The organism is Nostoc sp. FACHB-110 (genome assembly GCF_014697425.1).
In the GTDB taxonomy this organism is placed as follows: Bacteria; Cyanobacteriota; Cyanobacteriia; order Cyanobacteriales; family Nostocaceae; genus Nostoc_B.
The window spans coordinates 25,129-46,833 of record NZ_JACJRU010000053.1; the positions used below are offsets into that span (position 1 = coordinate 25,129).

17 protein-coding genes are annotated in these 21,705 nt (G+C 40.4%); 6 read left to right on the forward strand and 11 right to left on the reverse strand.

What is annotated here, in order from left to right; genetic code table 11:
• Window positions 1–4: 4 nt before the first annotated feature.
• The 9 genes from H6G69_RS29950 to H6G69_RS29990 form a co-directional block, all read right to left on the reverse strand.
• On the reverse strand, window positions 5–640 hold the full coding sequence (locus H6G69_RS29950; protein WP_190692767.1) for a hypothetical protein: 636 nt from the start codon (window positions 638–640) through the stop codon (window positions 5–7).
• A gap of 134 nt (window positions 641–774) precedes the next feature.
• A complete protein-coding gene (locus tag H6G69_RS29955) occupies window positions 775–2,262 on the reverse strand; it encodes a hypothetical protein (protein ID WP_190692769.1) in 1,488 nt (495 codons plus the stop codon).
• 52 nt (window positions 2,263–2,314) lie between these two features.
• Complete coding sequence (locus H6G69_RS29960; RefSeq protein ID WP_199336341.1) at window positions 2,315–2,704, reverse strand: hypothetical protein; 390 nt, start codon at window positions 2,702–2,704, stop codon at window positions 2,315–2,317.
• Window positions 2,705–2,788: 84 nt separating this feature from the next.
• Window positions 2,789–3,544 (reverse strand): hypothetical protein, encoded by a 756-nt coding sequence (locus H6G69_RS29965; protein WP_190692771.1) that lies wholly within the window; start codon window positions 3,542–3,544, stop codon window positions 2,789–2,791.
• 121 nt (window positions 3,545–3,665) lie between these two features.
• Window positions 3,666–4,229 (reverse strand): hypothetical protein, encoded by a 564-nt coding sequence (locus tag H6G69_RS29970; protein ID WP_190692795.1) that lies wholly within the window; start codon window positions 4,227–4,229, stop codon window positions 3,666–3,668.
• Window positions 4,230–4,274: 45 nt separating this feature from the next.
• Complete coding sequence (locus H6G69_RS29975) at window positions 4,275–4,583, reverse strand: hypothetical protein (protein WP_190692772.1); 309 nt, start codon at window positions 4,581–4,583, stop codon at window positions 4,275–4,277.
• A gap of 89 nt (window positions 4,584–4,672) precedes the next feature.
• A complete protein-coding gene (locus tag H6G69_RS29980) occupies window positions 4,673–5,251 on the reverse strand; it encodes a hypothetical protein (RefSeq protein WP_190692773.1) in 579 nt (192 codons plus the stop codon).
• 105 nt (window positions 5,252–5,356) lie between these two features.
• Entirely contained in the window at window positions 5,357–5,674 is a 318-nt protein-coding gene (locus H6G69_RS29985; protein WP_190692775.1) for a hypothetical protein, read from the reverse strand.
• A gap of 55 nt (window positions 5,675–5,729) precedes the next feature.
• A complete protein-coding gene (locus H6G69_RS29990; RefSeq protein ID WP_190692777.1) occupies window positions 5,730–5,897 on the reverse strand; it encodes a hypothetical protein in 168 nt (55 codons plus the stop codon).
• A gap of 36 nt (window positions 5,898–5,933) precedes the next feature.
• Here H6G69_RS29990 and H6G69_RS29995 point away from each other — a divergent pair, with 36 nt between their 5' ends.
• The 5 genes from H6G69_RS29995 (at window position 5,934) to H6G69_RS30015 (ending at window position 18,824) form a co-directional block, all read left to right on the forward strand.
• The gene (locus H6G69_RS29995; protein ID WP_190692779.1) at window positions 5,934–7,616 is read left to right on the forward strand and encodes a hypothetical protein; all 1,683 of its coding nucleotides are present in this window, start codon (window positions 5,934–5,936) and stop codon (window positions 7,614–7,616) included.
• 35 nt (window positions 7,617–7,651) lie between these two features.
• A complete protein-coding gene (locus tag H6G69_RS30000) occupies window positions 7,652–8,485 on the forward strand; it encodes a hypothetical protein (RefSeq protein ID WP_190692781.1) in 834 nt (277 codons plus the stop codon).
• A gap of 15 nt (window positions 8,486–8,500) precedes the next feature.
• Complete coding sequence (locus tag H6G69_RS34220; protein ID WP_242072239.1) at window positions 8,501–9,562, forward strand: ArsR family transcriptional regulator; 1,062 nt, start codon at window positions 8,501–8,503, stop codon at window positions 9,560–9,562.
• A 732-nt stretch (window positions 9,563–10,294) separates the two neighbouring features.
• A complete protein-coding gene (locus tag H6G69_RS30010; protein WP_190692782.1) occupies window positions 10,295–18,034 on the forward strand; it encodes a CHAT domain-containing protein in 7,740 nt (2,579 codons plus the stop codon).
• Window positions 18,035–18,131: 97 nt separating this feature from the next.
• On the forward strand, window positions 18,132–18,824 hold the full coding sequence (locus H6G69_RS30015; protein WP_190692784.1) for a response regulator transcription factor: 693 nt from the start codon (window positions 18,132–18,134) through the stop codon (window positions 18,822–18,824).
• Window positions 18,825–18,936: 112 nt separating this feature from the next.
• Here H6G69_RS30015 and H6G69_RS34890 read toward each other — a convergent pair whose 3' ends face one another.
• On the reverse strand, window positions 18,937–19,002 hold the full coding sequence (locus H6G69_RS34890) for an H-X9-DG-CTERM domain-containing protein (protein ID WP_397327035.1): 66 nt from the start codon (window positions 19,000–19,002) through the stop codon (window positions 18,937–18,939).
• A 718-nt stretch (window positions 19,003–19,720) separates the two neighbouring features.
• Here H6G69_RS34890 and H6G69_RS34895 point away from each other — a divergent pair.
• Window positions 19,721–20,788: a DUF4157 domain-containing protein gene (locus H6G69_RS34895; protein WP_397327037.1), complete on the forward strand. Its 1,068-nt coding sequence runs from the start codon at window positions 19,721–19,723 to the stop codon at window positions 20,786–20,788.
• Here the strand turns inward: H6G69_RS34895 and H6G69_RS30025 are convergent.
• Window positions 20,683–21,540, reverse strand: a complete 858-nt coding sequence (locus H6G69_RS30025) for a reverse transcriptase/maturase family protein (RefSeq protein ID WP_190692786.1) — start codon at window positions 21,538–21,540, stop codon at window positions 20,683–20,685. The genes H6G69_RS34895 and H6G69_RS30025 overlap by 106 nt on opposite strands.
• Window positions 21,541–21,705 lie beyond the last annotated feature (165 nt).

Here is a 21,705-nt window from a genome sequence, read left to right on the forward strand (position 1 = left end):
TATCTCACCTCTGCATTCCTGCTGTCTGTTTTTGACTTCTCTCTAAAAGTTCATCAAGTTTACTACTGGCAGCTTCAAAATCCCTTAACACCTCTGGCGTTAAATTATTAACTTGCACCTGCTGTGATTGCACACGCAGAATTTCATCACCGTTTTTGTGTGCGATCGCCAAGTCTTTGGTCTGAGAGTTCAACACCAAATTGTAAATTTTACCTTGGACACGAGTAGTACCATCTTCTTCACACTGACCCAAGTTTGATGCTAATTTCTGAGAAATTTGGGCAACTCTGCTTCTAGTGTCTTGTTCCATTGCAGCTTTGGCTTTGTCTGATATTTGACCATTCGCCTTAAACTCGTTGGCGATTTCGACAATGCGATTTTTGTATTCTTCGGGTTTACCCAGGTTGTTAGCCGCAATGTACCACGAGCGCAGGTGGTCGATGGTTACGGTTTGAGATTCTTGGTTAGGGAAAGCTAAGTTTTGCTGCTGCGGCTGTGGCGTTTGGGGTAATGCCGTAACCTTTGGTGTGCTAACGATTGGCTGTGGTGGTTTCAAATGCTTTGGTCTATCTGGCAGACTACGCACTTTCTCTTGATACTGTTGTTGGGATTCAATAACTTCTCCAAACTTCAGGGTCATCGTTGCCAATACTGACTCAGGGATAGAAGAATTCACTAAATTAAAAACCGCCAACCGCTTCTAAAAGTTTGGACAAAGTTACCCACAAGTGGATAATTTAGACAAACCCAACTACGCGGTATAAGTTTGCTCAACTAGAAGTGCGTTGCGCGCTTGCTCTGGCCAAATTTCTCCGACCATCGCTTGACCACTAGTTCCCAGTTAGAGATACTGAAATAATCATGACGAAATGATATTTCAGCACAAGACTTAAGAATGTTATTCAGTTGATTCCACAGGCTCCATACGTGCTTTCCATCCTTCACGGAGAGATAGGCGGTTATGGAGCCGGGAATATTTTCAGTCAATCGCATCCCCCGACGGGCAATAGCTAGAGCCGCAGCACAGTCCGAAGGCAATCCATACTGCCGGGCATACTTTACCATACCAATGAGACTGGTATAGGCTGGATTGACTTTCATCAAGTAAATGCCACGATTGCTAGAAATACTGTCTAGTAATTTATAAAAACGACTATACGCCCAACCAGAAAGCATCCGGGCGTACTTTTTCCCAAGTTCTCTTAGTTGCTCTTTCTTGGCAGAAAAGTCTAATTTTTCACAAACAATCGGGCAAGCAAATGTTGTAGCTAATTGCGCCAATTGTAAGCAAGCTTCAACAATCTGCGCGTCTTGTTTGCCTGATGGTAGTCCTATCTGTAGCGGGATTTGACCATGAGATTTGAGATTACCATCTTTATCAATGTATGCCCAACCAATGGAGCCAGGATTGAGATCAATCCCAATGCAGCCATAAGCAGAATGCCGGGAAACTCGATTGACTGGTACTGGTGTAAATTGTACTGCCGCGTTCCATTTGTTGTGCTTGCGAAAGAAATGCCATGTTTTAGCTCCATCCTTGGGCAATCTGTTGATATTACGCTCAAAGTTGCCTAACTTAGTTATGACTTGTTTACCGAACCGTGATTCTAGACAAGCAGGGACACGGAATTTGATGGTATTACCGTCCCATTGGCAAACTTGATTACCAAAGCTTTCATCTTTGGAACCAACTACAAATATTTGATTTTTAGGAATAACAGTTTGAATGGGGGCTGTCTTTAAGTGTTCAATTTGTTGAGATAATTTGTAAGCCCGACGTTTTTTATGGTGAATCTGAAAGCGTAAGTTATTCCAATTAGTGTTACGAAATTTTAGAGAACAAGCTAGTGGAAAGCGGCATCCTGTTTTAGAATTATGCCAGTTCTTTTTAGCGTAGAACTTAGCCGACTCAGATAATTTCTTCTCTGATTTTGTAATCCAGGAATTGAGCGATTTTAGTTTACCTTCCAGTGTTTTAATGTGGAGCTTACGACTTTCTTTAGAAGCATTAACAGCACCTTCAGTAAATCTGATTACACCCGTAGCGTGTCGCCTTGATATGCCATAAGTCTTCTGTAAATGAGTGTTCCACTTTGATTTATTAAATGAGCGAGTAGATAAAAGATGATTAGCTGTTTCACACGCTGCTTTATGGAATACCGAGCTATAAGCAGTCAAGAACATCTCAAACTTTGTAAGTCCTAAACTATTCAATTCTTCTCTTGGAGTCGGCAATCCTTTAACATACGTGAGAAATGGCATCTATTTCACCTCGTCAATTATCTTTAGAAACCCTTATTTTTACTACGAAAAGCTACCCCACTAAATACCGAACAACCTGCGGATCTATCGCTGCAATTCGATGCTTAATTGGCTGTGGAGGATGTTTAAAAAACTGTTTTAAATCTCGGCTTTTGACTTGATAACGATTAGCACAACGCTTTTTGGCTTTCAACCAACCTTGCCTCACCCAATTAATAACTGTGCTTGGAGGCACACAAAGGTTGTTGGCAATTTCACGACAACTGTAATTATCAAGAACTGGGCGTGTAGAGTAACCTGAAGAATATAATTTATTCTTAACTGCTGATACTGTGCGATGATAACCGCGTCTTTTGAGCCGAAAAGCTATTTGTTTTGGAGTGTACATCTCGGCCATTTCGTCGAGGGTTGCTAATTCATTGTCATCCCATTTAATACCCATAATTTAATCTCCAAATTTTCAGCTAAATAAGCTTGATATTTTGGTACGGCAACTCAATCATGAATCGCCGTTATTACTTGTTAATTACCGTCTCTTACTCGGTACAACTACCTGATTCTGCGGCTGTAACGATGTCCGTGCTTCCGCTTCCGAAACTGCTGGCAGTGCAGGTCTAAACTCTGCATTTAAAGCCCATCTTTCGTAAGTCTCGTTAGTCACCCAGCCCAATGTCGCCCCAGACTCCGCACCGCTACGAATCATCTCGGCAGCTTCCAGTGCGTCCTTCTCAAAATCAGACTGCGGATTGCGATACGACCACTGAATGAACCAATACGTACCCAGCGCACCTTCCACCTTCTGGAACTCGGCACAGAAAATGTAGTTTTTGAGGACAGAAGCGATTGCCGCATAACAATACTCTTTCGGATCTCCCGGCATCCCTTCCTCGCACCACTGCTGGAAAGCACGATGCGCGAAATGGTTGTACAGTCCAGCGAAACTGTCTTTACTGCGGCGGTGCATCAAAAATGAAAGCAGCATGGATGCTGGCCCTTTAAACTGAGTTTTGAGTTCACCAGCAACAGGAATCACCCACAGTTCGGTGAATGGCTCGTTGGTGAAGTTTTCGTTAATGGTCATTGGGCGATCAGGGCGTGAGATTGCGATTGCAAAATCAGCCTTGTTTCCCTTGAGGTATCCACCCTGCTGTGCTTCTAAAATTGTTAGCTTTGGTGGACAATCGAGAAGAAACTGTCCATATTCCTTGGCACAGTTGGCTTGCAGCTTGGGTTGGCTGGGAGGAATTAAGAAAACGCTGTTGTTGATTTTTAGAGTTTCCATATTCGTGTTTGTGTTGATGAATACTGAGAGTGTGGTTGTATTTGTTGTAATGTGGTGTCTTCACCGTCGCGTGCTTTCTCCTAAACCGCCTGGAGTGACTTTCAGGCGATTATTTTTTGGATTAGTCAGCAATATCTAATGCAGGACTTTGATTCGGTTCGAGTTCTAATTCCAGATAAGAAAGCGCAGTTTCAGCATCACCAATAGTTAAATCGGGCTGATAATTTAGTGCTAAATATTCAGGATGTTTGGCAATCACTTTGAGGATAAATTTTCCAGCATCAACTAAACCATGCAGAGATGGTAATGGTGGTTCCTGGGGCTGTTGGGTAGTTTCTTCAACCGTATAGTTTGTTGCTACAACACTTACACCAACTGCGTTTAATTCGTGCTTCAGCATTTGAATTTGGCGTAAACAGGTATTAATTTCTGTCTCTAAAGCTGTTTTTAATTCCTGTGGAGAAAGCAGTTTTATGTCATCCTCAATCCGTGTTTCATCGTCTTCTGTATTCTTATTTGGCAGCAAAATGTAACGCCACCCCGCACCGTACTCGTCAGCTAAGTATGTGTCCTCGGCGTAATACTTGAGTCCGATTATTTGACCGCGTTCTGTACGTTGTCCAAAGCCAAATCGAGGGTATTGCCAAACTGGAGGAATCGATACTGTTGATACTGTTGGTTCCATTGTTTTAGTTAGTGAAAGGTTATTTGTTGAGATTGAAAAACTGAGTTAAGCTGCAATGTTGTTAGTTGCTTTAGCCATACTTGCAACGAGGAGAAAATTATCGAGTGCTACTGCTGCGTTTAAAGGTTTGGCGTACTGGTTTGCATCTACTTCATTTGTCCAATACGTGATGTGTTGAAACACCAAACCCAGCATTGATTCACCTTTGTAGACACGGTAGATTTTGGGGCAAACTCCATTACAGTAAACCAGCGTGTAGCCTGGAATTTCGACTAACTCTGCGTTTGGGTGTGTTGGTGACAGAAGTATCGGTTCGCAGCAATCACCCCAGTCAGGATCTTGAACGAATGACATAGTTGCTGTACCTTGTAGCGTAGTTCAGTCATTTATTGTGGTGGCTGGGCGATTGCTGTTAGTTGCAATCGCCTTTTCTACTTGCGGTACTATGCGGCTACAGGTTGGCTAATTCCCAACAGTGCGATCGCTGCATCAATATCGATAGCTGTGCGACTGCCCCCCAATGGCCTTTGTCTGCTGTACCATTGATCCGCACGGTTGTATCCTACAAACCCCACTCGTCGGTTGTTGAAATAAAGGGTAGTGCTAAACGAGAGCCAGTCAATCTCTCCGTGAGTTAAGCCGTATCTGTGGCAAGCTGCTTCAAGTTCGTCGCTGAGGCGGTCGTTGCGTTCTCTTGGGGTTTCTCTTAGTGTTGCTTTAACTTCTGCAACTCTTTTGGCGAACCAGTTGCGCTCGAAGGGTAGCCTTCCTCCGTCTACTAATTGCACCCATACCGTAATTCCGGCTTCAAGCCAGATCGTGCGGATTGATTCTGGCTCTACTTCGATAATCTCGGCAATGATGCGGCGGTCATGGGATGTAAGCGGATCTGTAGCTTGAGTTGTTTCTTTGGCTTGTGCTTCGAGGTGGTTGTAAAATTCTGCCTGTGCTAAATCTTTCTCATCTATGGTGTTGCAATTAAAGCTTTTAGGTGCTTGCTGCGAATATGCGAATTGGTTCATAATAGAGTTCACCTTTTTAGGGACATAAGGCGATCGCTGTTTTCTCAGGACGGGCGGTCGTCTTTTGTTTTGCTAACTCTATTGTCTACTGATACCAGACAAATGTCAAGGGGTAATAGACACAATTGTGACTGCTGTACTAAAAAATTCTTCGATGCTACTACCTAAAACTTTGAGAAGAACAGAAATTTTAGGAAAAGATACCGTAGAAGCTGAATTATCATACCTTTCAGGGTCTTCAAGCATATGAATGTATTGATGAGAAATCCGTTCACCAAGAAGGGCAGTTTTCTCAGAGATTGAACGAACAGAGTTATTTCCACGCAATGTTTTCAGGCGTTCACCTAGTTCCTTGTCCCAATAAATAGAAGCAACGTATCTTGTATCCAACATAATGATTTTTTGTCTACCAGCACTTGCCATAATCTAACAGATTTTATATTCTATAGGTACTAGACAACAAAAGCGACCGCCTCCACTAATCTTTATCGAAGCGATCGCCCTTATTGTTTACATTGCCAGGCGCGTCAAAGATTTTTAAATCATGATGCGTAATTTTATGATGCCATACAACCGCTAGTAACAGTAGACAAACAATCTTGGTAAATAAGAGTGCTGGCAAGCGTTTTGACGATTTTGTTAACAAAATTGATCAATGCTTAATTCTTAGTGGGCAATAATTATGCTGACACTGGAAGCAGAAAAAATATCTGCCACCTCTTATGGCATTCTCAACACCAGCATCAAAGAAACCTTTACTGCTATCGACCGATTTGAATGGCAAGGTATTGAAGAAATATTACAGATGAGGGAAAAACATCTGTACCGAGAAGCTGGCTACAAGACTTTTGAGGAATACTGCCAAGCTGAGTTATCCGCTTGGGGTGGTTATCGCAGAATCAACCAACTGCTGGGAGCCAAGAAGGTTAAGGACACGGCTGATGAATTGGGCGAACACATCAAAAATGAGCGTCAAGCCCGTTCGTTAGTGCGATTGGTCAAGGAACCAGAAAAACTAAAACAGGCTGTTGCGATCGCACTGCAAGAGAATTCCTCCCCCAGTGAATCAGACTTTGCAGCTGCAGCGAACATTGTGGTTCCTCGTCTACCCCGCCAGAAAGTTCAGGAACCATTGGTTCCTAAAATTGAAGAACCAGTATTTCACCAAACTCAGGAACCAGTGGTTCCTCAACCTGCCACCGTCACGGTTACATCACCAACTCATCCAAGACACGGGCAATCAGGAACCATCTCAGCAGACGCACCCAATCAAAGACAGCAGATTGTTACCTTTGAAGATGGTAGCAGGGAACTGGTGAACAATGCGGATTTGAGTAATGACGCTGTTGAGCCATTTATCCCTGAGCGAACTTACCCCAAAGAATACGCCGAAGCGATCGCTCAACTGAAACAGCAGCACCAGCAAGAACTTGAACACCTGGAGGAAGAATTGAGGGTTGGCTTGCGCTCAGAAGCCAATGCCAGAGCAGAAGAACAAGTACAAGAACAACTGACCGCTTTACAAAACCTATTTCAGCAACAGAAACAAGAAAACATTCAGTTACAGCATCGGCTTTTTGAGTTAGAGGGACTCAGAAAGTTAGAACTTGAAAATCGACGACTCAAACAGCGCATTGAGGAATTAGAAAACGCTGTACAAGAACGCCCTGCTCAGGAATGGAAAAATACTTTTACCAAGCAAGCAGCCAAGGCATTAAACAAAGAAGTTAAGCGATCGCTAGACCAAACAATTGATCTGCGATCGCTGGCTGTTGAACCACCTAAAGAAAATGCTCAGGAATGTCTCAGGTTGATGGGCATTGCTTTAGGGAATTTGGCCACAGCTATGAATAACACCCAAGCCCTGCAAGCTGCGGCTTTAATCCTGGGGAGTGAACCAACCCCAAGTGCGATCGCATATCGGGCAGAGCAACTACAACTTATTCCCCAGGCAGTTAGTGACATTCGATCTGTACTGTCAAAGCCTGAGTGTAGCTGGTGGGATTATTTAGAAGTAGCACAGGAATACGAGGTTATCAAAAACGACTACTGGGCGGAGTTGACCCCACAAGAAGCGGAGTTAATCACTGCCCTTGAGAAAGCCGCATCCTCGCAAATTACGGAACCAATGGTTCCTGAAGAAGCCCCTGCCGAATCTGGTTCCTTTGATGGCGAAGTGATTGGGCTTGGTTCTATCGTTGCCCATGCGGATATCTACTGCGCTTTGTACAACGCCAAAGGTGAAGTCATCGAAGACATGGGTGATGAGGTTTGGGTGGCTTGGGAGCATTGGAAAGACAAACCGAAAAAGACTGACCGTTACTTTAAGGATGAGTTGCGGTTCTGGCAAGAAACAAAGCAGTAAATACCAACTCGCGCTCACATCTTTAAAACGACTGGATGCAGTACGGCTCAAGTGCTGCTGATACTGTCATGCGCCAAATATTAACCTTTACCACGAATAATTTTATGACACCAGAATTTACGCTTGAAATTGCTCAACAGTTGCACAACAGCAACCAAATTATAGATTTTGACTGGGCTTGGTCAGTGTTGGGATATAGCCGAAAGGATAATGCCAAGAGAATGCTGACTGGTTACTTTGAACGAAACTTCGATTATTTCGTACAACCAGAAGACGAATCGCCAGAAGCTTTACCATACGAAGTTTTCCTCACTTCGGAGGAAAATTCAAAAGCAGGTAGACCAACCGAAAAAATTTATTTGACTATCGAATGCTTCAAAGAAATGGGGATGCTCTCAAAGAGCGAAAAAGGCAGACAAATCCGCAAATACTTTCTGCAATGCGAAACCATTGCCAAAGAATCAGTCAAGTTAATTCCCCAACTGCAACAACAAATTCAGGAGCTACAACAAAATTTCGCCCAGTTGCAAGCTCAAATTCAAAATCTGTTGCCTCCCTCGGCTGACTTTATACCTCCTGGTTGGGATGAGGACGTATGGCGATCGCTACCTCCACAGGACAAAAAACATTTCCGCTTTTTATACCGCCGTCGCAACTTCCGACCATCCCCATCCCAAGAAAATCAACCATTAGCCCTAAGCGCGTCCACTGTTGAGCAGATGAAGGAACGGCAAAGGGCTGAGGTTGCACGATTGGTGGGTGAAGTGTCGCCCGAAGAGAAACAGCAATTTCAAGCCGCTAAACGCCAAAAGCTCAGAGAATTTTGGTCGCAAGCGTCAGAAGAAGAACAGAAAGAGATGCCATTTTAGATAGTGGGTGAAAGTATGAGCAAACTTCTAATTGATGGTCAGCACGCACTATATTCTCCTGCACTTGCATCTCAAATCGGACGTAGTGCGGCCACTGTTTTACAGCAAGCCCATTACTGGATGAGTATCAGAGGCGGTAAAACAATTGATGGCGTGAAATGGTTTTGGAAAACCTATCCACAATGGGCAGCAGAATTGTCTTTATCTGTTAGCACCGTGAGACGAGCGATCGCACTGCTGAAATCACTGGGATTAATAGCGATAGAAAAACTGTCTGCCAAGACTTACTATCAAGCGAATTGGTACACCGTTAACACCCAAGCTGTTCAGCTATTCCTCAATGAACACATGGATCTGTCTATAATGCCAGCATCTATGTGTTCACAACAAGCAGATGATATCAAAGAGTTCACCCCTAAAGAGTTCTCTTCACAACAACACGTTGCTGCTGGGGAAGAAAAAAATGAAGGGGAAGAAAGCGAAATCTCGGACAAAAAACCCGAACCAGTTTGTTTAACTCCCGAACCAGAGCAACCCCAAACTCTTCACTTCGTTGATGAACAAGAACAAGATTACTCAACTAACGAGGAAGACCATCATGAGGACGAGCTTTCCGGGGCGGGGTTTAAAGCTGATTTAAATGTGCCTAAGCAGGAAATTGCGGAGGTCTGTAACGAGTTGAGGCGGTTGCGGATTAATCCTCAACCTTGCTTGGGGGTGATCAAGAAGCATTGGGAGAATGTTCAGGGGGCGATCGCTAGGGTCAAAGATGCTGTTGCTGAGGGATGGTGTACGAACCCGACTGGCCTGTTTATTAACTCGTGCAAGAGTGGGGCTAAGGGAAAGAACACCGTTACCGCAGATGTTAGCGCTTGGTTTGAGTGGGCGCGGCGGCAACGGATTGTGTTGGCGATGTCTGGTGGGGTGGTGTATACGGTTGATGGGGAAGCTGTGGCATTGGCGGAGATGATGCGGCGGTTTCCGGTGGGGAATTATAGAAGAGATCACACAGCTTTGCAAACGCAAAGCAGCTTCCAACCCGCAAGGGTCAAGAATAGATTGCAAGTATGTAGTTAATAAAAATTTATAATTCATTGAAGCTGAACTACTATCGCAAATCTGATGAGGCTGTTAATATTCATCTATAAGCTGTTCTGTAACTTTTAAGTTTTATACCAAATTATTGTGAAGCTGCATAAAATCATAGAAAGCAAGAATGCTTACTAGGTAAGCTTTTGTCCTGTTCATTCTATGCAACTTCATGCAAAATTGGTATTCGTGTAACTTGTTTAACCTAAACAAGTATCAACAATCAAAGATAAGGTTCATTAAAACTAAATATTTGTGTAAATAGTGAGTCATTAAGACATCTCTCAAAAGTTTAGACTCTGAAATTGCAAGCAGTATAGCGATTTTTTTAAATGGATATAAGTTCATAGTTAAAGTTCAAGACATTAACAAAGTCAACTACCCAGCACGGGCTAGAAAGTGGATAAAGTCGAGTAAAGCTGTTGGTAAACGCAATCGAGTAGGTATTTTTTATGTTCAATTGTTAGGCAAACTATCTGGATATTAGATACAGAGAATAGTGGTTGGTACTGATAGAGGCAAAGCTTTCAGAGGTATTGCTTTGCAGTCAAAATTAGCGACAATTGCTTTATTTCATGTCTGTATTCCTGGTTTTTATAAATCAAAAAGAATCAGCAAAAACAGGCAATCTGTAACAGGCAAAATGTCCCTCAGTGTCGAAAAACATGAGTTTTATTTCTCGATCAACCGAGAAATACTATAAAACCAAGAGGGTCTATTATGTATAAGACTAAAACTTTTATATTAGCTATTCTATTTTGGCTATTACCTACTATTGCCAAAGCTCAAATTACGGCTGCACCTGATGGAACAGGTACAGTTATCAATACAGTTGGTAATAATATTAATATTAATGGTGGGAGTTTAAGTCGAGATCAAGCGAACTTATTTCACAGTTTTTCAGAGTTTAATGTAAATAAAAATCAAACAGCTAACTTTCTTTCTCAGCCGTCGATTCAAAACATTTTGGGACGTGTTACAGGTGGGAACGCCTCTTTAATTGATGGACTGATTAGAATTACTGGTGGTAATTCCAATTTATATTTAATGAATCCTGCGGGGATTGTATTTGGTTCCAATGCTAGTTTAAATGTGCCTGCTTCATTTACAGCAACTACAGCCACTAAAATTATCTTTGATAATGGTTTTGGTTTTGATAGCTATAGTGCAAATAATTATGCAGAATTAGTAGGAAATCCCGCAAATTTTGTTTTTGATGTTAGTCAACCAGGAAGCATTATCAACGCAGGTTCAATAGCCGTCCCTCAAGGGCAAAATCTGTTTTTACTAGGCGGTAACGTTGTCAATACAGGAACATTAACGGCATCAGAGGGAAAAATTACGATTGTAGCTGTTCCCGGCTCAAGTTTAGTTCGGATTTCTCAACCAGGGCATATATTGAGTTTGGAAATTGATCCAAAAGCAATTACAGATTCTGGAATTAACCCATTGAGTTTACCAGATTTGTTAACAGGCGCAGGTCACAACTTGGCCACAAGAATTACAGTTGATAATTCTGGTGCTGTTAGGTTAACGAATTCTCAGGTAATTTTACCCCAAAAGGATACAGTAGCTATTGCTTCTGGCGTAATTGATGTTTCTGGTAAGACTGGGGGCCAAGTAAATGTATTGGGAAGCAAAGTAGGACTTATTAATGGTAACGTTAATGCTTCTGGTGCAAATATAGGCGGAAAAGTATTAATAGGCGGGGATTATCAAGGTCAGGGAACAGTACCTTATGCTTTACAAACATTTATTGATAATAAATCTACGATTAATGCAGATTCTTTGTTTAATGGAGACGGTGGACGGGTAATTGTTTGGGCAGATAAAATAACGCGTTTCGATGGCAGTATTAGTGCAAGAGGAGGAAAAAATTCTGGTGATGGTGGATTTGTAGAAGTATCAGGAAAAGATAAATTAATTTTTTCTGGTAATGTTGATCTGACCGCTTCTAAGGGCAATTTAGGAACGCTACTTTTAGACCCATTTGATATCAATATTGTAGATAGTAGTGGTACAAATGATTCTGAAGTTATTAATGATAATCAAATTCTAGTAAATGATAGTCCTAATGCCACATTCACTATTAATAATATTACTCTCGCAAGTTTAGGGGCTAATATTCAGCTACAAGCAGCTAATAATATAAATGTTCAAGATGGTATATCGCTAAATTTTGTTAGTGGTGGTTCTATTATATTTACCGCAGATAGTGATAAGAATGGTATAGGGTCTTTTTTGATGGATAAAACACAATCCATTACTGCCCCTGGTAGAGATATCTTTATTTCAGGATCTGACATCATAACAGGTAATATTAGTACTCATGTTGTTGATGGGCGTGGTGGCAATGTTAGTTTGTTAGCACAAAACTCAATACTAACCGGAGCAATTGATACTTGGGTTAATCACGGAAATGGAGGTAATGTTGACCTGAGTACAGGTAGTAATATTGTCACTGGCGGAATTAATGATAATGGTCTAGGTGGCTTTGGTAGCTCAGATGCCCCAGGTGGAATTATTTCTTTTAATGCGGCTAATAGTATTAGTACTGGAAATATATTTAACAAAAATAATACTATTGCTTTTAATGGAGCATTCGTTCTAAATAATGACGTATCTATTAATAGTTTTGGCGGCGATGTCAGATTTGCCAGTAGTATTAACGGTGCTAATAATCTCACAATTAATGCAGACACAGGAAATATTATATTTAATGGTGCAATAGGTAATACTAGTCCTTTAGCTAGTTTAAATGTTAATAGCACTGGTACAACTCAAATTAATAGTGATGTAACCACGACATCATCACAGAATTATGCTAGTCAGTTAGAAATCCTAAATAATCCTAGCTTGACAGGAAACGAGATTAATTTTGCAAATAATGTATCTGGTTCAGGTAACTTAAAATTACAGCCCTTTGATTCTAATCAGAAAATTGCATTAGGCGGATTAGAAGATACAGGAACTGATACATTAAATTTACTCCAAGCAGACCTGAATAATTTACAAAATGGCTTTAGCTCAATCACTATTGGTAGAGAAAATAGTAGTGGTCAAATTAACCTAGCAAACAATCTAACATTTAGCAATCCAATAATAATTCAATCACCATTACTTTCTGGTTATATTAATACGAACGGTTTTGATATTACTAGTAATAAGTTAATTACTCTTTTAGCCAATCAAAATGTTACTGCTGGTAATATAAATACTTTAGCAGGAAATATTAATATTATTAGTCGTAATGGTGAGATTAAAACTAAAAACTTAATTTCTAATGGCGGTAATATTAGCCTTAATTCTAATAATTTGACTATAGGTGATATTAATACTCATGTTATTGATGGGCGTGGTGGCAATGTTAGTTTGTCAGCACAAAACTCAATTTCAACTGGAGCAATTGATACTTGGGTTAATCGCGGAAGTGGAGGTAATATTGATCTGAATATAGGTAGTAATGGTGTAATTAACACAGGTAATTTAACTTCGCTAACCTCCGAAGCTGGTTTTGGAGGAGATGTAAATATTAATGCAAATGGCGGTAACGTAAGAACAGGAAGCATTAATAGTTATGCAAACCGCAGCAGCGATCAAGGTGGTGATATTATCATTAGTGGCAGTAATATTGTTACTGGCGGAATTAATGATAATGGTCTAGGTGGCTTTGGTAGCTCAGATGCCCCAGGTGGAATTATTTTTTTTAATGCGACTAATAGTATTAGTACTGGAAATATATTTAACAAAAATAATACTATTACTTTTAATGGAGCATTCGCTCTAAATAATGACGTATCTATTAATAGTTTTGGCGGCAATGTCGAATTTGCTAGTAGTATTAATGGTGCTAATAATCTCACAATTAATGCAGGTGAAGGAAATATTACCTTTAAAAATATATTAGGAACTCCTACAGTAAATGTCGGCAATATTCAAGCTAATTCTACTAGAAGTGTTGACTTTCAAAAACCTGTTTATGCTACTAGTTTAACTACAGATGGAGGTGGGACAACACAACTCAATGGTGACGTTACCACCACTGGCAACCAAACTTATAACGATGCCGTTACTCTTGCTAACAATCCTCATCTTTCAGCGAATGAGATTACCTTCAATAGTACAGTAAATGGTGATACTGATTTAAGCTTGAATGTAAGTAATATAACTTTCAACCAAGCAGTCGGTAGTATAACTTCTTTAAAAGATTTAACTGTTAATAGTGCAGGAGTAACTCAATTTAGAGATGTTCATGCTGCTAGCTTAAATACAGATGTAGGTGGGACAACAAAACTCAACGGTAACGTTACTACCACTGGCAATCAAACCTACAATGATGCGGTTATTCTTGCGAATAGTCCTCACCTTTCAGGCAAAGAGATAACTTTCGATAATACAGTTGATGGTGATGGTAATACTGATTTAAATCTGAATGCTAGCAATATAACCTTTAATCAAGCAGTAGGCGGTAATACTCCTTTAAATAATTTGTCTATAGATAGTGAAGACGTATCTAAACTAGCGCGATTTAATGCTCTGAATTTAGATGATGATACAGCTACAGGCACTCAAATTAATGCTGACATTATCACCAATGGCAACCAAACCTATAATGATGCCGTTACTATTGCTAACAATTCCAAGATTATCGGTCATGATATTACGTTTAATAGAGGAGTAAATAGCAACCAAGACCTCACCATTAATGCAACTAACATCACCTTTGCTAATCAGACTACAGTTGGTCAAGCTTTCAATGTTAAACACTCTGGTCTATTTACTCTGAGTAAAGATGCTGTAATTAATCTCGCATCTGACAATTTTACACCCATTGGTGGTGCTTACTTCCTCGGTGGCACTATTAATACTGTAGGCAAAGATATCACATTCAATCAGCCCGTAACACTAATAGGTTCAGTACAGTTAAATAGTGCTGGTGGGAATATTCATGCGAATGCAACTATTCAAGGCAATCATGCTCTTAATGTTGATGCAGGTGAAGGAAATATTACCTTTACAGGTACACTAGGAACTCCTACAACCAAGGTCGGTGATATCAGTGCTAATTCTACTGGAACTACTCAGTTCCAACAAAATGTTTATGCTACTAGTTTAACTACTGATACAGGTGGTACAACACAACTCAATGGTGACGTTACCACCACTGGCAACCAAACTTATAATGATGCCGTTATTCTTGCTAACAATCCTCATCTTTCAGCGAATGAGATTACCTTCAATAGTACAGTTGATGGTGTTGGTAATACTGATTTAAGCTTGAATGCAAGTAACATAATCTTCAATCAAGCAGTAGGCGGTAATACTCCTTTAAATAATTTGTCTATAGATAGTGAAGACGTATCTAAACTAGCGCGATTTAATGCTCTGAATTTAAATGATGATACAGCTACAGGCACTCAAATTAATGCTGACATTATCACCAATGGCAACCAAACCTATAATGATGCCGTTACTCTTGCTAACAATTCCAAGATTACAGGTCAAGATATTACGTTTAATAGAGGAGTAAACACTGAAAAAGACCTCACCATTAATACAACTAACATCACCTTTGCTAATCAGACTACAGTTGGTCAAGCTTTCAATGTTAAACACTCTGGTCTATTTACTCTGAGTAAAGATGCTGTAATTAATCTCGCATCTGACAATTTTACACCCATTGGTGGTGCTTACTTCCTTGGTGGCACTATTAATACTGTAGGCAAAGATATCACATTCAATCAGCCTGTAACACTAATAGGTTCAGTACAGTTAAATAGTGCTGGCGGAAATATTCATACTAATGCAACTATTCAGGGCAATCATGCTCTCAGCGTTGATGCAGGTCATGGAGATATTACCTTTACAGGTACACTAGGAACTCCTACAACCAAGGTCGGTGATATCAGTGCTAATTCTACTGGAACTACTCAGTTCCAACAAAATGTTTATGCTACTAGTTTAACTACAGATGCAGGTGGGACAACACAACTCAATGGTGACGTTACCACCACTGGCAACCAAACTTATAACGATGCCGTTACTCTTGCTAACAATCCTCTGCTTTTAGGAAGTAAAATTACATTTAATAACACAGTTGATGGCTATACTAATTTAAACTTAAATGCAGATAATATAATCTTCGCTCAATCAGTAGGCAATACAACTCCTTTAAAAGATGTAATTGCTAATAGTGCAGGGTTAACTCAATTTGCTCAAGTTAGTGCTGATAGCCTAAATACTGATGCAGGTGGTATAACTCAACTCAATGGGAATATCTATACTACAGGCAATCAAACCTATGGTGATAATGTAATTATTGCCAATAATCCAAATCTCATTAGCAATCAGATTATATTTAAAAGCACAGTAAACGGATTCAGCAATTTAATAATCAATAGCAATCAAGAATTAATCTTTAACGATGCTATTGGAAATATTACAAATTTAAACAATTTAACGGTAAATACATCTGGCTCTACTGATTTTTTGCAAAAGGTTAATGTAGGTTCTTTAAATACTAATGTTGCTTTCAAGACAACATTTTTAGGAGATATCCTGACTCAATCTGGTGCTGTGAATCTTATAGGTAATGATGACATTATCACTCAAAATATTATTACTAGAGGTGGCGATATTACAATAAAAAATCAAAATGGTTTGATTAGTACAAAAAAAATTGACTCTAGTAATTTTTTAGGTAATGGGGGTGATGTATTTATTCAGAATCGACCTGATAATAACGCTCTAAGTTTCAAACCTAATCAAGATATTACAGTTACATATATCAATGCTCAAGGTGGCTTCAAAGGTTCAGGAGGCGATGTCAGGATTATCACTGATGGTTTCTTTAGAGCAAATGAGACTTTTATAGATAGTAATCTAATCAACGCTAGCATTTCTACAAATGCAGGAATTTTACCGGGAAGCATTATTATTGATCACGGTGGTAATGGTGTGATTCCTTTCTTTGTCGGTCGAAACACAATTAATGGCACTGTTGGTTCTATAACTGCCTACTTTAGTAACACTTTGTTTCCCACTCAGTTTTTCCCTGATAGATATAGTTCAGGGAACATTCAGATTACTACTCAAGGAAGATATGTACCCCTAAAGGGTGAGAGAAACTCATTTGCTACTGTTTACCAATTACCATCTGGTAGTGTTCTAGGTTTAGATCCTAGTTCTTATATTGAAAATTTTGAATTAAATACAGTCAAAAAATATTCCCAATTGCTAGGAAGTAATCTGAATGTTAATACTGTCAACACTATTGAAAAGGCACGTCAGGCATTTAAGCAAAGTCAGCAGAAAACTGGAGTAAAATCGGCTCTGATTTATGTAAGCTTTACCCCAACTACTTACTTTGATAATAATACTAATAAATCTTCCGAATTAAAAAATCAATATCAGCTAGAATTGCTGATGGTTACATCACAAAAGACACCTATTAGATTGACGATACCAGGAGCAACTAAAGCTAAAGTTATCGAAGCTGTAAGAATTTTAAGAACTAAAGTTTCTGACCGTGATCAAATTGGTAGTTTGAGCTATTTAAAACCAGCGCAACAGCTTTATGATTGGCTAATTTCTCCTTTAGAGTCTGACTTAAAAAGCCAAGGTATCAATAATTTAATGTTTGTGATGGATGATGGATTACGCTTAATTCCTATAGCAGCATTACATGATGGTCAACAGTTTTTGATTGAAAAGTATAGTTTAGCTTTACTTCCAAGTTTTAGTTTAACTGATACAACTTATGCAGGACTCAAAGATAAACAAATTTTGGCAATGGGAGCCGAAAGATTCCCCCCAGACCAAGAAGAAACCACCTTAGAAGCTGTACCTATAGAACTCTCAACAATTACTCAAAAATTTAGGAAAGGTAAATATTTCTTAAATCAAGATTTTAATTTGGAGAATCTCAAATCTCAAAGTGTGAATAGGAAATATCAAATTATTCATTTAGCTACTCATGCTGATTTTCCTACTGATGAGCGAGGAGGACATAATCAATCTTATATTCAACTTTATGATCGCAAGATACATTTTAATCAAATCCGCCAATTAGGTTGGAATAAACAACCACCAGTTGAGTTATTAGTGTTGAGCGCTTGTAGAACAGCCGTAGGCGATGAAGAAGCGGAGTTAGGATTTGCCGGATTAGCCTATCAAACTGGGGTAAAATCTGCACTCGCTAGTTTATGGTATGTGTCTGATGTAGGTACATTAGGATTAATGACCGAATTCTACGAGCATTTGAATACTTCACCTATCAAAGCCGATGCTCTTAGACAATCACAAATAGCCATGCTATCTGGACAATTACGGCTTCAAGATGGTCAACTTAAAACTTCTTTTGGTGAATTGACTTTACCTAGTAATCTCGGCATGAATAACCGAGTATTAAAGCATCCTTATTATTGGGCTGCTTTCACTTTAATTGGTAGTCCTTGGTAAGAATTATCAATTGCCCATTCTCATACCTAAATCAGTTGACCAAATACTAGCTTAATTTGATTTGATTGAATACCTCTTGAATTTTATTTTAAATATTATGCCTACTATAACTGATATCAAAAAAGAAGCTGTTTCAATATTATTGGTTGATGATGAACCGCGATTTCGTCAAGGAATTCGTACTCTATTAGGCTTTTACAATACTAGTGGAGCATATAATTTTCAGGTTGTAGGTGAAGCGGCTACTGTTGAACAAGCTATTAAGTTAAGTATTGAACAGCATCCGACATTAATACTACTTGATTTGGATTTGCATCCAGAGGATGGAATTGCAGTTTTACAACACCTTAAAAGGTCATATTACACTGGCAAAAGCTTAATTTTGTCAGCACATCAGGAAGACGAATATGTATATCGTGCTATGCAAGCAGGTGCATGGGGCTACATAGTAAAAGACAAATTAGCCACACAATTATGTGAAGGAATCATGACTATTATTAATAATAAAGTTTATTTACCACCAGAAGTTGCAACTGTTTTCTTTCGATTATTTCAATATTATTCAGGTAATTCATTAAATTCCAATAGCAAAATTGATTTAACCAAACAAGAACAGGAAATATTGAACTGGCTGGTACAAGGTGAACCCAATGAACAAATTGCTAAACGCCTTTACATTACTGTTGCAACGGTCAAGGCTCACCTAACTAATATTTTTAAAAAACTAGGAGTAACCAGCCGTACCCAAGCAATTGTACAAGCTCTAAAGTCTGGTTTGGTTTGCCCTTGAATAACTTCAGTTGTTATTTCCAATCAAACAAAATCTATCACCAGCTTGCATTATTTCTGTAATTTACTTAACACAATACCTATAGCAGGAAAAACATCATGTACAAGAGAGTTCAAAGAAACGGTAAAAATTCGACTGATTCATCTGCAAATAACCAATTTGCACCACGTCCATTCAAAGTAGAAGAATCTCTGCCACAACAGAGCTTGAATGAAACTGAGCTGATTCAAAATAAAGAATTAGTTACAAACCGTGATAGTAATTCTGTGTTGTCTCGCTTATTAGTATCAACAGCCAATGACGCACCGCCACTTCCACCCCTTGGCATCCAAATGAAGTTGGGCAGAGGTGAAGCAAACGAAAGCTATCAACCAGAATATCAACCAATTCCATCTCCCCCACGCCTGCAAATGAAGCTGACGTTTGGACAAGAGGGAGACAAGCGCGAATCAGAAGCAGAACAGGGGATATCAGATGTTGAGCAAGTGCAGACTTACGAAAGTCCGAATATATTGTCGAGGATGTCCATAGAGCGACTGCCACTTCAACCGATTCCAGCACCCCCACGTCTGCAAATGAAATTGACGATAGGGCAACCAGGGGACAAATACGAGCAAGAGGCTGATCGGGTTGCCAAAGATGTCGTCCAAAGAATTCACTCAACGGACAATCAGGTTCAGCAGGAGAAAGATTCGACAATTGAAACAGCAGGGCAAGGACAGAATTTCTTGTCGAGAATGTCCATAGAGCGACTGTCACTACAGCCCATTCCAGAACCCCCTCGTCTGCAAATGAAGCTCAGTTTACGAGAACCGGGAGAAGAAAGAGAACCCACATTAGACCAACAAACGAACACCCCAGTCCAACCATTAATTCAGCGTGTGAATATCGGAGGCATGGCAGCATCACCCGATGTGGAATCAGGGATACAAAGTGCAAGAGGAGGTGGGCAACCGTTAGCAGACAGCATTAGAGAACCGATGGAGCAGGCGTTTGGGGCAGACTTTAGTGGCGTGCGTGTGCATACGGATTCTCAGGCTGACCAGTTAAATCAGTCGATACAGGCGAAGGCGTTTACCACGGGGCAGGATGTGTTCTTTCGGCAGGGAGCGTATGAGCCGGGGAGTCGAGGGGGGCAGGAGTTGTTGGCGCATGAGTTGACCCATGTGGTGCAGCAGAAAAAGGGTGTATCGAAAAGAAAGAGAAAAGAGAAGGCAACAAACCACAGTACGCAACGGAGCGAAGTAAATGAAGAGGAACCAAAAATCCATAGGAAGGTCTCAGTTGAATACAATGACCAAATAGTAACTTATCAGATCAAAGGGAGACCGGAGTTTACAGACAAGTTAAAAAGAGAAGTATATGATAATGCCTTTCAAGATGGAGAGTATTATATGACGAATTTATCGGACAATAATGGTAAATCATTCAAACTGCCGACGATACATAGGAGGCATAGAATAGCCTGGTCACTTTGGCGAGAAACAGTAAATGAGATATTGAGGTATGGTGATGCGAGGGGGTTAGAGAGCTTCATGAAGAGGTGCTTCGTGTCGGACTTTTGGAAAAGATGGAGCAAGACGGAGTACGAGGAGGCAAAAACGGAGGGAAAATATCTTGTCGATATGTCCAAAGACTTTTTTAATCACCCGCATAACATATGGCTGGGACCGGGAGACGAGAACATAGAAAAAGGAGCGGGATTGGATAAGTTGATCGAAAAATACAGAAGGAAGGGAAAGGGGAATCCTAAACTTGCCGAAAAATTGAAGAAAAAGGCATTTGATCCCAGGGTAATGTCTAATTATGAATATAGAATGCGGAATGAAGACATGGGAGAAGAAGGGGGATGGTACAGTCAGGATCTGAAGAATTTGACACCGAAAAGTGAAAAAATGTTGACGCTAACGGAGTGGGCGATCAAATACTTAGGAAAGAGTGTCTCATCAAGAAGCAAAGTGTGAACGCCTGATCTAGAAGGTAGTGAAGAGGAAAGAAACGCAACAGAAAAAAACGCATGAAATTTATAATTTGAATTGTTGGGTTTCACTATCGTTATAGCCCAAGTAGGGTGCGTTACTTCGTTAACGCACCGAACCTCCCCACCCCAGCAATCCAAAAACACCCCACCCTTCACCCACAACCACCACCGCCGAATATAAGTCTCAATGCGTTCTACATCCGCACCTTGCTCGTAAAGCCGAGACACCTTATCCAGCATCCGTGTCATTGTCCTTTCCGCCACCCCCAACCCCGTGGGAGTAAACCAATACCCCAAAAAATCAAACCCCCTCGTTATCCTGCCTATAAACGTCTTATCTGGGTATTGCTCCACCTCTAACTGATTCATCACCTGATTCACCGCGCTAATCGCCGCCCTCAACTTCCAGCGAGTAGGCGCAAGCACCACCCAGTCATCCATGAAGCGCACATAAAAACAGCCCAATTCAGCCATGCGGTCATCCAAAGGTTTCAGGTATAAAGCCCCCATCAGGGGAGAAAGCGGACAACCCAAGGAGATCCCCTGCTCGATATCGGTATATTCACCCCCATCCGAAACAAACCGTTGTAAATACTGCTGCACCAAATCCAACACAAAGCTGTCATCCACATAACGCCGCACCAAATTCAATAATATGTCGTGATTGATACTGGCATAATATCCCTTAACATCCGTGCGAAATACAAACTCATTCGCCTCCAAATGCGCCGCCACCTCCCGCACCGCCGCCTTCGCGCCACCAGTCCCAGCTAAGTGAAAGCAACGCGTTGACCTTAAGGGGATACAAAAAGGGCTATAATGCAGACAAAATAAGCTTCATAGCCCTTTGACCTTGTTGGTAGTAAGGACGCTTATTAGGACTTAATATCAATAATTCAG

Coding starts and splice junctions, on each gene's coding strand:
- H6G69_RS29950 (WP_190692767.1), bottom strand. CDS start 640: ATGACCCTGAAGTTTGGAGAAGTTATTGAATCCCAACAACAGTATCAA.
- H6G69_RS29955 (WP_190692769.1), bottom strand. CDS start 2,262: ATGCCATTTCTCACGTATGTTAAAGGATTGCCGACTCCAAGAGAAGAA.
- H6G69_RS29960 (WP_199336341.1), bottom strand. CDS start 2,704: ATGGGTATTAAATGGGATGACAATGAATTAGCAACCCTCGACGAAATG.
- H6G69_RS29965 (WP_190692771.1), bottom strand. CDS start 3,544: ATGGAAACTCTAAAAATCAACAACAGCGTTTTCTTAATTCCTCCCAGC.
- H6G69_RS29970 (WP_190692795.1), bottom strand. CDS start 4,229: ATGGAACCAACAGTATCAACAGTATCGATTCCTCCAGTTTGGCAATAC.
- H6G69_RS29975 (WP_190692772.1), bottom strand. CDS start 4,583: ATGTCATTCGTTCAAGATCCTGACTGGGGTGATTGCTGCGAACCGATA.
- H6G69_RS29980 (WP_190692773.1), bottom strand. CDS start 5,251: ATGAACCAATTCGCATATTCGCAGCAAGCACCTAAAAGCTTTAATTGC.
- H6G69_RS29985 (WP_190692775.1), bottom strand. CDS start 5,674: ATGGCAAGTGCTGGTAGACAAAAAATCATTATGTTGGATACAAGATAC.
- H6G69_RS29995 (WP_190692779.1), top strand. CDS start 5,934: ATGCTGACACTGGAAGCAGAAAAAATATCTGCCACCTCTTATGGCATT.
- H6G69_RS30000 (WP_190692781.1), top strand. CDS start 7,652: ATGCAGTACGGCTCAAGTGCTGCTGATACTGTCATGCGCCAAATATTA.
- H6G69_RS34220 (WP_242072239.1), top strand. CDS start 8,501: ATGAGCAAACTTCTAATTGATGGTCAGCACGCACTATATTCTCCTGCA.
- H6G69_RS30010 (WP_190692782.1), top strand. CDS start 10,295: ATGTATAAGACTAAAACTTTTATATTAGCTATTCTATTTTGGCTATTA.
- H6G69_RS30015 (WP_190692784.1), top strand. CDS start 18,132: ATGCCTACTATAACTGATATCAAAAAAGAAGCTGTTTCAATATTATTG.
- H6G69_RS34895 (WP_397327037.1), top strand. CDS start 19,721: ATGGCAGCATCACCCGATGTGGAATCAGGGATACAAAGTGCAAGAGGA.